General features: G+C 40.2%; 11 protein-coding genes. 9 read left to right on the top strand and 2 right to left on the bottom strand.

What is annotated here, in order from left to right:
• Nucleotides 1–20: 20 nt before the first annotated feature.
• The 7 genes from LPB86_RS00745 to LPB86_RS00715 all read left to right on the top strand — a co-directional run bounded on the left by LPB86_RS00745 (nt 21) and on the right by LPB86_RS00715 (nt 8,149).
• The gene (locus LPB86_RS00745) at nt 21–479 is read left to right on the top strand and encodes a MarR family winged helix-turn-helix transcriptional regulator (protein ID WP_230640549.1); all 459 of its coding nucleotides are present in this window, start codon (nt 21–23) and stop codon (nt 477–479) included.
• Complete coding sequence (locus LPB86_RS00740) at nt 457–2,820, top strand: 3-hydroxyacyl-CoA dehydrogenase/enoyl-CoA hydratase family protein (RefSeq protein WP_230640548.1); 2,364 nt, start codon at nt 457–459, stop codon at nt 2,818–2,820. The genes LPB86_RS00745 and LPB86_RS00740 overlap by 23 nt, the downstream gene beginning before the upstream one ends.
• Nucleotides 2,821–2,941: 121 nt before the next feature.
• Nucleotides 2,942–4,117 (top strand): acetyl-CoA C-acyltransferase, encoded by a 1,176-nt coding sequence (locus LPB86_RS00735; RefSeq protein WP_230640547.1) that lies wholly within the window; start codon nt 2,942–2,944, stop codon nt 4,115–4,117.
• 91 nt (nt 4,118–4,208) lie between these two features.
• Complete coding sequence (locus LPB86_RS00730) at nt 4,209–4,559, top strand: four helix bundle protein (RefSeq protein WP_230640546.1); 351 nt, start codon at nt 4,209–4,211, stop codon at nt 4,557–4,559.
• A gap of 202 nt (nt 4,560–4,761) precedes the next feature.
• Entirely contained in the window at nt 4,762–6,543 is a 1,782-nt protein-coding gene (locus tag LPB86_RS00725) for an acyl-CoA dehydrogenase family protein (RefSeq protein WP_230640545.1), read from the top strand.
• A 166-nt stretch (nt 6,544–6,709) separates the two neighbouring features.
• The gene (locus LPB86_RS00720; RefSeq protein WP_230640544.1) at nt 6,710–7,237 is read left to right on the top strand and encodes an FKBP-type peptidyl-prolyl cis-trans isomerase; all 528 of its coding nucleotides are present in this window, start codon (nt 6,710–6,712) and stop codon (nt 7,235–7,237) included.
• A gap of 6 nt (nt 7,238–7,243) precedes the next feature.
• The gene (locus tag LPB86_RS00715; protein ID WP_230640543.1) at nt 7,244–8,149 is read left to right on the top strand and encodes an FKBP-type peptidyl-prolyl cis-trans isomerase; all 906 of its coding nucleotides are present in this window, start codon (nt 7,244–7,246) and stop codon (nt 8,147–8,149) included.
• A 2-nt stretch (nt 8,150–8,151) separates the two neighbouring features.
• On the opposite strand, the gene LPB86_RS00710 is transcribed toward LPB86_RS00715, so the two are convergent.
• Both LPB86_RS00710 and LPB86_RS00705 read right to left on the bottom strand, forming a co-directional pair.
• Nucleotides 8,152–9,456, bottom strand: coding sequence for a deoxyribodipyrimidine photo-lyase (locus tag LPB86_RS00710; RefSeq protein ID WP_230640542.1), 1,305 nt, complete (start codon nt 9,454–9,456; stop codon nt 8,152–8,154).
• Between the two features lie 30 nt (nt 9,457–9,486).
• Complete coding sequence (locus tag LPB86_RS00705) at nt 9,487–10,395, bottom strand: TIGR01777 family oxidoreductase (RefSeq protein WP_230640541.1); 909 nt, start codon at nt 10,393–10,395, stop codon at nt 9,487–9,489.
• Between the two features lie 196 nt (nt 10,396–10,591).
• Here LPB86_RS00705 and LPB86_RS00700 point away from each other — a divergent pair, with 196 nt between their 5' ends.
• Nucleotides 10,592–11,590 carry a deoxyribodipyrimidine photo-lyase gene (locus LPB86_RS00700; protein ID WP_230640540.1) on the top strand — a complete coding sequence of 333 codons (999 nt, stop codon included), beginning with the start codon at nt 10,592–10,594 and terminating at the stop codon, nt 11,588–11,590.
• A gap of 114 nt (nt 11,591–11,704) precedes the next feature.
• A complete protein-coding gene (locus LPB86_RS00695) occupies nt 11,705–12,583 on the top strand; it encodes a MerR family transcriptional regulator (RefSeq protein WP_230640539.1) in 879 nt (292 codons plus the stop codon).
• The last annotated feature ends 57 nt before the right edge of the window (nt 12,584–12,640 follow it).

Raw genomic sequence — 12,640 nt, 5'->3', positions numbered from 1 at the left:
TTATGCAAGCATAGCAATGTATGAAACAACAGGAAACGGTAGATTATTTTTTGAAGGTAGTTTGGCAAAATGTAGTCAACACTTACAACCAAATCGCTTCGGGCTTTGGTATCACACAATCTGTGGGTTATGTGCTTATCAATATTGATAAAGAAGGTACAGCTGTTTCTCAGTTGGCCGGACTTCTTGGTGTTAAGGCAACCAGCCTGTCAAGGATGTTAAATAATATGGAAGATCTGGGGTTGATATACCGCGAAACTTCTGCAGGAGATAAGCGTTCTGTTAAGGTGTTTCTTACTGATTTTGGTCGTGAGAAAAGACACCTTGCCCGTGGCGTTGTGATTTCTTTTAATGAATATTTAAATGAAAATATGACGGCCAAAGAAAAGAATGAATTGATTTTGACTTTGCAGAAATTGAATAAACTCACATTAGCCTATACAAATACATTAGAAGATGATAAACAAAAAGATAAATAAGGTTGCGGTTTTGGGTTCCGGAATTATGGGTTCCCGCATCGCCTGCCACTTTGCGAATATTGGCGTAGAGGTTTTGTTGTTGGATATTGCCGCAAAAGAGGGGCCTAAAAATGGTATTGTAGATGCTGCGTTGCTTGCAGCGGTAAAAAGTAATCCTTCTCCGGTTTACACCAAATCTGTGGTTAAAAAAATCAGCACTGGAAATTTTGAAGACGACATGTCTAAAATTGCTGGTTACGATTGGATTATAGAGGTGGTTGTAGAAAACCTTGACATTAAAAAGGTAGTGTTTGATCAGGTAGAGCAATACCGAAAACCGGGCACTTTAGTTACCTCAAACACTTCGGGGATTCCAATTCATTTGATGGCGGAGGGCCGGAGTGATGATTTTAAAGCGAACTTCTGCGGAACTCACTTTTTTAATCCGCCACGTTATTTGCGCTTGCTGGAAATTATACCCACACCGCATACCAAACCAGAAATTGTTGATTTTTTGATGCATTATGGTGATCAGTTTTTAGGTAAAACCACTGTTTTATGTAAAGACACACCTGCATTTATTGCTAATAGAGTTGGGGTTTATTCCATTATGGCTTTGTTGCACCTGGTTCAGGAAATGGACTTAACGGTAGAGGAAGTAGATAAATTTACTGGTCCTGCTTTGGGTAGGCCTAAATCGGCAACATTTCGTACTACTGATGTTGTAGGACTGGACACTATGATTAAGGTGTCAAAAGGTTTGTATGATAATGTGCCGGATGATAAGGCGCATGACTTATTTAAACTGCCTGATTATGTAGAGAAGATGGAAGCAAATAAATGGCTTGGCGACAAGACCAAACAAGGCTTCTATAAAAAAACTAAAAATGCGGAGGGTAAAAGCGAGATACTGGCATTGGATTTAAAAACGCTGGAATACCGCCCGCAACAAAAGGTGAAGTCCGCTACACTCGATATCACCAAAAGCATTGAAAATGTAAAAGACCGAATGAAGGTTTTTGCAACGGGTAAGGATAAGGCTGCTGAACTCTTCCGGGCTTCGTTTTTTGGTTTGTTTGAGTACGTATCTGACAGGATTCCTGAAATTTCTGATGAATTATACCGAATTGATGACGCCATGCGTGCCGGCTTTGGCTGGGATCTTGGTCCCTTTGAAGTTTGGGATGCGGTAGGTATTAAGGAATCTTTGGATGGTATGAAAACCTATGGGCATGAAGCTGCAGTATGGGTACATGAAATGCTGTCGGCAGGCCATACCTCGTTTTATAAAGTAGAGGAAGGGGTTAAAAAATATTACGACATTCCTTCTAAATCTTACAAAGCGGTACCGGGTACTGAAGCTTTTATAGTGCTGGATAATATCCGTCTAACTAAAACCATTTGGAAAAACTCTGGTGCTTCTATTTTGGATTTGGGTGATGGCATTTTGAATGTGGAATTCCACTCTAAAATGAATACCATTGGTGGTGATACTTTGCAGGCCATTAACAAGGCGATTGATCTAGCTGAAAAGGAATACAGGGGGTTGGTGATTGGTAATGATGGCGCGAACTTTTCTGCTGGTGCTAATGTGGGTATGATTTTTATGATGGCGGTAGAGCAGGAATGGGATGAATTGAATATGGCGATAAAGCTGTTTCAAAATACTTCTATGCGCATCAGGTATTCTTCTATTCCGGTAGTGGTGGCGCCGCATAACCTTACGCTAGGCGGTGGTTGTGAGTTTAGCTTGCATGCAGATCATGTGCAGTTGAATGCGGAGACGTATATGGGATTGGTAGAGTTTGGTGTTGGCGTAATTCCCGGTGGCGGCGGAACAAAAGAATTTGCGTTGCGTGCTTCTGATGAATATACTGATGACCAGATTGTGCAAAATGTGTTGAAAGAAAGATTTTTGACCATTGGTATGGCTAAAGTGTCTACGTCGGCGCTGGAAGCCTATGAACTGGGGTATTTACAGAAAGATAAGTTTTCTGTATCCATGAACAGAAGCCGTTTGATTGCCGATGCAAAAGCCAAAGCGATAGCGCTGGCTGAGGCAGGTTATACGCAACCTGTTCGCAGAAAAGACATCAGGGTCTTAGGTAAACAGGGGCTAGGTATTGTGTATGCTGGTGCAAATACGATGTATTCTGGACATTATATTTCTGAACATGATAAGAAAATCTCGGAGAAATTGGGTTATGTGATGTGCGGGGGTGATTTGTCATCTCCAACAGAAGTTACTGAGCAATACTTACTGGATTTGGAAAGAGAAGCATTTTTGTCACTTTGCGGGGAACGTAAGACATTGGAACGTATACAAAGTATTGTAACCAAGGGTAAGCCGTTGAGAAACTAGTTGGAGCGAAGGTCTTTAGAATAAAGATTGAGCGCAGAAATTGAAGAAATAAATTAAAATAATAATATTGGTTAGGTGGTCTGGTTTTTAATCCCTGCTCCTTAACCCTTAATCATAAAAAATGGAAGCATATATCATAGCAGGTTTACGTACAGCAGTGGGCAAGGCCCCACGTGGGGTATTTCGTTTTACGAGGGCCGATGATTTGGCGGCTGAGGTTATCAAACAATTGGTGGCCTCTGTTCCTAACCTGGATAAAGAACAAATAGATGATGTAATTGTAGGTAATGCTACACCTGAGGCGGAACAGGGGCTGAATATTGGCCGGATGATTTCGCTGATGGGGTTGGATACGGATAAAGTTCCGGGGGTTACAGTGAATAGGTATTGTGCATCTGGATTAGACACGATAGCTACTGCGGTAGCTAAAATTAAAAGTGGAATGGCAGATTGCATCATAGCGGGTGGTGTAGAAGTGATGTCTGGAATGCCCTTTGGCGGATGGAAAGTTGTTCCTAATCCGGAAGTGGCTAAAACCAATCCAGACTGGTACTGGGGTATGGGCCTGACTGCAGAAGCGGTAGCTGCTGAATATAAAGTGAACCGGGAAGATCAGGATGAATTTGCTTATCAGTCGCATTTGAAAGCGGTGGAGGCTATAAAAAACGGGCACCTTAAGGCCGGTGTGGCCCCCATTACCGTTACTGAAAATTATCTGGATGGTAATATGAAAAAAGTAAGCCGGACTTATGTGGTGGATACTGACGAAGGGCCGCGTGCGGATACAAGTCTGGATAAACTAGCGAAGCTTAAACCTGTATTTGCTGCAGATGGAAGTGTTACAGCCGGGAATTCCTCTCAAACTTCAGACGGTGCTGCATTTGTATTGGTGGTTTCGGAAAGTAAATTAAAAGAACTTGGTGTTGAGCCGATTGCCAGATTGGTTAGTTATGGCGTAGTTGGTGTGCCACCCAGAATTATGGGAATTGGCCCAATTGATGCTATTCCACTGGCTTTAAAGAAAGCAGGATTGAGCCTGGAACAAATGGATCTGGTTGAGCTAAATGAAGCATTTGCTTCCCAGTCTCTGGCTATTATCAGGACGTTGGGGCTGGATACTTCAAAACTGAATGTAAACGGTGGTGCTATTGCCTTAGGGCATCCGCTTGGTTGTACTGGTGCTAAGCTTACGGTGCAATTGTTTAACGAACTGAAACGCAGAGAGGGGAAATACGGAATGGTAACGATGTGCGTGGGTAGCGGACAGGGTGCTGCAGGTATTTTTGAAATGTTGTAGTTAGAGAACAAGGATTAAGAAAAAAAGATAGTAGTAAGACTAGATGTATATTAGAACAAGGATGAAGGATTAAAGATAAAAGCAAGACTAGATGCATAATTTTAGGCAATTACAGATTTGGCAAGAAGCAATGAGCATTGTAAGAGATACTTACATAGCTTTAAAATCTTTACCTGATGCAGAAAGATTTGGGTTAATTTCTCAAATTTCCAGATGCTCAGTTTCAGTTCCTTCAAATATTGCAGAAGGCTCTTCAAGATCTTCGGATAAGGAGTTTTCTCATTTTCTCTCTATAGCATTGGGCTCTCTTTTTGAATTAGAGACACAATTGTTGATCTGTGTAGCTGTTAATCATCTTACTGCTTTACAAATACAACAGCTATTGTTAGATATAACTCAACTTCAAAAAAAGATATCTGCATTTAAAAAGACACTCAGTTAGATGTCATTATTATAAAAAAAAGATAAACTCGATTAAAGCGCCCGGTCTTAAAATCCTTGTTCTTTAATCTTTAATCTAATAAAAAACTTGGTTAAAGCGCCCGGTCTTAAAATCCTTGTTCTTTAATCTTTAATTTAATAAAAAACTTGGTTAAAGCGCCCGGTCTTAAAATCCTTGTTCTTTAATCTTTAATCTAATTAATATGGACAAAAAAACAATTAAAGGAGGTGAGTTCCTGATCAAGGAAACCTCATTTCAGGATGTATTTATTCCTGAAGAATTTGATGAAGAACAAAATATGATTGCACAAACCTGCCGTGATTTTTTAGCGGCAGAAGTGTTTCCAAATCTTGATCGCATTGATAGCCAGGAGGAAGGTTTGATGCCGTCTTTAATGGATAAAGCAGGTGAACTGGGGATTCTTGGTGTTTCGATTCCGGAAGAATATGGAGGCTTTGGAAAGAATTTTAATACCTCTATGCTGGTGGCTGATGTAGTTGGCGCAGGACATTCTTTTGCCGTGGCACTTTCTGCCCATACGGGAATTGGAACTTTACCAATTCTTTATTATGGAAATAAAGAACAGAAAGAAAAATACATTCCAAAGTTAGGAACGGGAGAATGGAAAGCAGCTTACTGTCTAACGGAACCTAATTCTGGATCGGATGCTAACTCTGGTAAAACTAAAGCTAAATTGAGTGCAGATGGTACGCATTACCTGATCACGGGTCAGAAAATGTGGATCACTAATGGTGGTTTTGCTGATGTATTTATCGTGTTTGCGAAAATTGACGACGATAAAAACCTGACTGCATTTATTGTAGAGCGGGAGTTCGGTGGCATTTCGATGAACCCTGAGGAACATAAAATGGGAATCAAAGGTTCTTCAACACGACAGGTGTTTTTTAACGACTGTCCTGTTCCTGTAGAAAACATGCTTTCTGAACGAGAGAACGGTTTTAAAATTGCGGTAAATATTTTAAATATTGGCAGGATTAAACTTGCTGCTGCTGCAATTGGCGCATCAAGAAAGGTAATTGATACAGCTATAAATTATGCGAATGAGCGGATCCAGTTTGACAGGCAGATTTCTAAGTACGGTGCCATCAGGTTTAAACTGGCCGAAATGGCGGCTAAGGTGTATGCTGTAGAGTCTGCAAATTATCGTGCCGGTCAAAATATTGATGATGCCTACGAAGCCTTGGTTGAAGGTGGAATGGATGCCAGTAAAGCGAAATTGAAATCAACGGAACAATTTGCTGTAGAATGCGCCATATTGAAGGTTTGGGGATCTGAGGTGCTGGATTATGTGGTTGATGAAGGTGTCCAGATCTATGGTGGAATGGGATTTTCTGCAGAAGCGCCTATGGACAGGGCTTACCGTGATGCCAGGATCAACAGGATTTTTGAAGGTACAAATGAAATCAATCGTCTGTTAACTGTTGACATGATGTTGAAAAGGGCCATGAAAGGGGAATTGGATTTGATGACCCCCGCTACGGCAGTTGCAGGAGAGTTGATGTCTATACCTGATTTTGGGGAGATTGATGATACTTTGTTTGCGGCAGAGAAAAAGATCATCTCCAATTTGAAAAAAGCTACTTTGATGGTTGCCGGTGCTGCAGTTCAAAAATTGATGATGAGCTTGTCTAAAGAACAGGAGATTTTAATGAACATAGCCGATATGGCAAGTTATGTTTATGTAGCCGAGTCTGCCATGCTAAGAACTGAAAAATTAGTGAGCTTAAAGGGAGAAGAAGCTTGTGCTGGTCAGCTAAACCTGATGCGTATTTATTTTGTAGAGGCTGTTGATGCTGTGCATAAAGCAGGAAAGGAAGCACTTTGGGCTTTTGCTGAAGGTGATGAGCAGCGTATGATGATGGTTGGCCTGCGCAGGTTTACCAAAATGGAAGCTTTTAACGTAAAAGATATACGTCAGCAGGTGGCACAACAGTTAATTGCGGCCAATAAGTATTGCTATTAAGTATAAAAGACAATTAACTAAAAGCTAGATTAGCTTTGGAGCGTCCTTAATTTTAAGGGCGCTTTTTTTATTTAGGATAGCCAGGGGCACTAAGTATGGGGCCAGCTTATAATTGTTAAAATTGGTTAAAAATTGTTCTATCCCTAATAAAAGAGTATTTTTGTGCATGTTGTTAAAAAATGCAGTTTTATTGGTGCTGACTGTTCTTTTGCTTGCCTTTTACGCATGTAATAAGTTTGAAGCATACGATAAAACGGCACAGCTGCAATTGGATATTGATTCTATTCAGCGTTTTTTGACAAAGAAAAATCTGACGATGACTAAAGATGCCAGCGGGATTTTTTATAACATGGTTAGAACAGGAACAGGAACGCAGGTGTTGGGAGATTTTGATACGGTGAAAATAGCTTATACCGGAAAGATGTTAAATGATAGTATTGTAGAGCAGGCAGTAGATTCTGCTAAACTGGTGCTTTTTGCAATGCCTGAGGGTTTTAGAAGAGGATTACAGATTATACCTGCAGGTACCTCGCATGGCATACAGGCTGGTGGAGAAATCAGGTTTATTGTTCCTTCGGCATTGGCTTATATCAACAGACCTGTGTATACGCCATTTCCAATTGGTATCATTCCACCCAATTCAAACCTGGACTATACGGTTCAATTATTACAAATATACAAACAGAAAAAATAACAAAACATGCTTAAAAAGTTGTCTTCATATACTTTTGCTTTACTGGGATTAATCCTTCTTTTTAACTCCTGTACAAAGGAATATGAATCTATTCAAAGTGTAGACGAAACTAAAATACTCGAATACCTGAAAGCCAATAACCTTACTGATAGGTTTAAAAAAGATGCGAGCGGCTACTATTACGAAATTACTACACAGGGAGCCAGTACATCGTTAAAAAATACAGATTCTGTTTTTTATAGGTACGACCTTAAAAGCCTAGCTGGTGAAGTTTTTAGTGAAACTGCTGCTAATGGCAATGAAGGTACTTTTGTAGGTTATGTAACTCCTGTTCCATACAGAGATATCCTGACAAAACTCGGTCGCGGCGGAAAATTTACTGTAATTCTTCCCTCTTATCTTGCCTTTGGTAAAAATGGAAGTGGCTCTATTGGTCCAAATGAAATTATAATGTCCAACGTATCTGTGTATACACAATCTACACAAGCGGCGATTGATAAAGAAAGAATCCAGGCTTACCTTACATCAAAGGGCATTACAAATGCAATTGAAGGTCCTGGTGGTGTTTATTATGTAGTGGTTGCACCAACTACGCCAGGAACGGCCGAAAAACCGATCGAGGTGATTAACTTTGGAAGTTCAATAACAGCCAAGTATACAGGAAGATTATTGGATGGAACTGTATTTGATTCTGGTACTGATGGTACTTTTGTATTCACATTGGCTGGTGTTATAAAAGGCTGGGGAAAAGTTCTACCTCAGTTCTCAACCGGAGCAAAATTGAGGTTGTTTATTCCTTCTGGTTTAGCTTACGGCACCTCTGGAAGTACAAGTCAAACAACTGGAGCTACTATTATTCCTGCAAATGCTATCCTTGATTTTGATATAGAAATTACAGCAGTAACCAATTAAGGTTATTGGTTCAGCGCTTCTTTAAAAACTTTTAAGATCCTGTCCCTTGCAAAAGCATGTTCAACTATCGGTTGGATATGCTTTTCATTTTTATATTCAGGTGCCCAGCGGTAGATGTACTCATTCTTGGGATCAAATTTCTTTGCCTGTAATTCAGGATTAAAGACCCTGAAGTAAGGCGCTGCGTCATTGCCACATCCGCATGCCCATTGCCAGCCGCCAATGTTGCTGGCCATTTCATAATCCAGTAACTTCTCTGCAAAATAAGCTTCACCCCAGCGCCAGTCAATCAAAAGATGTTTGGTTAAAAAGCTGCCCACTATCATTCTTACCCTGTTGTGCATGTATCCGGTTTCATTAAGCTGGTGCATCCCTGCGTCAACTATCGGATACCCTGTTTTTCCTTCGCACCAGGCTTTAAACTCTTGCTCGTTATTCCTCCATTTGATATTGTCATATGCTGGCTTAAATGAATGATCTGCAATGTGTGGAAAATGCCAAAGGATCATCATATAAAAGTCTCTCCAGGCCAATTCAGAAAGCCATTTTTCCGCATGTTGATCAATTGCAGTCTGAACTGCTTTTCTGATGCTTATAGTGCCAAATCTAAGGTGTAATCCAATTCGTGAAGTGGCATCGTCAGCAGGGAAATCCCTTCTTTCCTCATATGCAGCCAGCTTGGTTTCAAAGTGTTTTGAAGGGAATTTCCTGTCCGAAAGTTCGAATCCCATATCTGCTAGTGTAGGGAAAGGATAAGCTGCGGTTTGATATAGGTTCTGAATGTATTTTTCTACCGGGTAGGATTTGCTATAAAATGAATCCAGCTTTTTTTGCCAGGTCCTAAAATAGGGCGTAAATACCGTGTAAGGTTTGCCGTCGGGCTTTACCACCTCGTCTTTCTCAAAAATTACCTGGTCTTTGCAGGTTTTAAATAATATACCTTCAGAGCTTAGAAATTCAGCTAAAGCATCATCCCTTTCTTTTGCATAAGGTTCATAATCATGATTGGTGAAAACACTTTTTACGTTTTGAGCAGCAAGGACTTCTGTCCATGCTTCCTCTGGCGTACCGTATTTAATAAGTATAGCAGAGCCTTTTTTTTGGAGTTGTTTTTCCAGCTCCTGCAAGGTTTGATAAATAAAAGTTACCCGGGCATCTGATTTATCATCCAGCTTTTGAAGGATATTCTTGTCAAAAATAAACAGAAGCAAAACAGGATAGGGACTTTTTAAAGCATGATATAATGCTGCATTGTCATCTAGCCTTAAATCTCTTCGCAGCCAGCAGATGCTTAGTTCTTTCTTCATTATGGTTGTAGTTGCTGCAAAGATAGCAAGCTATTTTTGATAGAGGTTGCTGAGCGCATCCTCTAAACGTGTATATTTAAAAGAGAAGCCAGCCGCTAGAATTTTTTGTGCCGAGGTATTGGTGCTCATTGTAACTACACTGCTCATCTCTCCAAGAATAAATTCCAATACTTTTTCTGGTACATTTATAGGCCAGACAGGTCGGTTGAGTTGCTTTGCCAGTGTTTTGGTTAAAGTGGCATTCGTAACCGGGTAAGGGGCACAGGCATTGTATGCCCCCATCATGAGTGGGTTTTCAATAGCAAATACAAAAATCCGAACCAGGTCATCCAGGTGGATCCATGGAATCCATTGTTTGCCGCTGCCTAGTGGAGCGCCAACAAAGAAGCGGATCGGTTTTTCAAGAGATACCAAGGCGCCTTCATGTTTACCGAGTACAAAACCAATCCGGACTTTTACAACTTTAAGTCCCAGTGTTTTAAAATGATCGGCTTCATGTTCCCATAGCCCACAGCATTCTGCCAGGAAGCCAAAGCCTTTGTCGCTTTGTTCCGTTAAAATCTCGTCACCACTGTCTCCATAATAACCAATTGCGGAAGCGGATATAAACTGCGCTACCTGATGACTGATACGCTTCAGTGTGTTATATAATAAAGCGGCTGATTGAACCCGGCTGTCAATAATTTGTTGTTTGTGTTCTTTTGTCCATTTTTTGCCGGCTACATTTTCTCCCGCAAGGTGTACAACGGTATCTACACCCTCAAAGCATTTTTCGTCTATGGTCTGTTTAGCTATATCCCAAAGGTATACGGTAACGTTTTTAATGGTTGCAGGTTTGCGACTAAGAATGGAAATTTTGTGTCCTTCTTGTTGTAAAGCTTTGATGAGGCTTTTGCCAACCATGCCGGTTGCACCTGTAATTAAAATATGCCGTTTCATAAAGAGAATAACATTGTCTGTTGCTTTTGGTTCTTTGAATTTGCATTTTATTCCTTAGGTTTTTGTTTTGCTTATGTAAATATTACTTTAGGTATTAGTATGATGAAAAAAAATGCTATATTTTTGTTAAGTTAATCTCTTTGCATTTTAAGAATGTTGTTAACCCGGCGCTCGCTGAAGATAAAATATTAGACAAATGAAGCTTAAAAAAATATTGGTTTGGTTTAGAAATGATCTGCGCTTACATGATAATGAAATGTTGGTGGAGGCAATTGCTAAATCTGATTGTATTTTGCCGGTATATTTTTTCGATCCGCGGTATTTCGGGGCTGAAGAAAGCGCGGGGCTTACCGGCTCGTTAAAGACCAGTTTTTTATTGGAAAGTGTACAAGCCCTGCGCAATTCTTTTAGGCAGTATGGTGGTGATTTATTGGTAATACATGGTGAACCAGAAGCACATCTGGTGCGTTTGGTAGAGGAATTTGAAATTACGGAAGTGTACCACCATAGAGAAGTTGCGGCAAAGGAAACAGAGATTTCTGCTCATGCTGAAGACCTGCTGTGGAAAGTAAAGATCAATCTGAAACATTTTATAGGGCATACCCTTTATAATAAGGAGGACTTGCCATTTCCGATAAAAGACATTCCTAACGTATTTGCCCAGTTTAAGAAAAAAACAGAACGTGATGCTATTGTAAAGGCATGTTTTCCGGTGCCGGAAGAAATAAAGTTTGTTGAAAATGCGGAATGGGGCGAATTACCGCGCGCTGAAGATTTAGGGGCAGAAGTTCTTCCGTTTGTTGAAGATCGTGCCGCCGGCGGTGAGGCAGAAGGTATAAAACACCTGGATGCATTGCTGGAAGAGGGGGCGGCTTTAAATATTAAAAAAAGCAAATTGCCAATTAGTCAACCTGGATTTACCTCCAGGCTTTCTCCCTGGCTTGCCCTGGGCTGTTTATCGCCCAGAAAAGTATATTGGCAGGTTAAGGCTGCTGAAGCTAAACACGGTGCCAATCCAAATTTTAACCAATTGATTCTTGGTTTGTTATGGCGGGATTATTTCAGGTTTATGTTTAAAAAACATGGACAGTTGGCCAGTGAACTCGAATTGAACAAAGCTGATGTTAGTGCGCTTGCCAAGCAGGAAGAGGCCCAGCTTTATTTTAAAGCAGAGCTGGAACACTGGGGAAGTTAAGGGTCAGTTTCTTAAGACAAAAGAGGAAAAGGTAAGAAGGATATCCGATTTATTACTGTATGTTAGACAAAAAATTGTTTTTAAACAATATTGTTTAATGTTTGTTTTGTTGCTGTGAAAAAGTATTCAATTAGTGATATAGAAGGTCTTGTTGGTGTTAAAGCGCATACCATACGGGCATGGGAAGTTAGATATAACATTGTTCCGCCCAAAAGAACCCCCACCAATATCCGTTATTACGATGAAGAAGATTTAAAAATGCTGCTCAATATTGTGATGCTGAATGAGAATGGTTATAAAATCAGCCGCATTGCAAAGTTGAGTCATGAGCAGATTAAAAACCTGGTTTTACAGCTAAAAACCGATAGAAGTAATGACGCAGTTCAAATTTTGCAGCTCTCTACTGCCACACTAAATTACGATGAAATAGCTTTTTCGGAGATCCTTGCCGGTTGCATTGATGAAATGGGGCTAACTACTACGATGGACGTGGTTTTATACCCCTTTATGAAAAAGGTGGGTATGTTATGGCAAACAGGTACTATAAATCCATCACATGAACATTTTGCTTCTAATTTAATCCGCGACCGGATTATTGTAGAAATAGATAAGGTAGAGAAACCGGAGAAAGCCTCCCCAAAACGTTTCCTGTTGTTTTTGCCTGAGGCAGAAATGCACGAAACCGGATTGCTTTTTGCGCGCTACTTGCTAAAAAAATGCGGTCAGGATACCTTATATCTTGGGCAGGAAATTCCTTATACAGATCTTCAAAAGGTAATTTTATCTTATCAGCCCGACTATGCTTTTATTGTGCTGACCTCTTTAAACCTTGGAAAGGACATCAATAAAATTATCAGAAAGGTGATGGATAATCTGGATGTGCCATTGCTGGTAGCTGGAAGTTTAATATCGGAATTTGATATTCTTGTAAATGACAAGATGACACCATTGAAAAATGTGTGCGATATGGTGGATTTTCTGGAAGAAATATAAAGAAGTTTGCCTGTTTTATAAGGTAAAATCCTAATTTTGCCATACTTATAGCAATTC

Source organism: Pedobacter sp. MC2016-14, assembly GCF_020991475.1.
Taxonomy (GTDB): Bacteria; Bacteroidota; Bacteroidia; order Sphingobacteriales; family Sphingobacteriaceae; genus Pedobacter.
The sequence above is the reverse complement of the archived record's forward strand: the minus strand, read 5'-3'. Positions and strand labels throughout refer to the sequence as shown.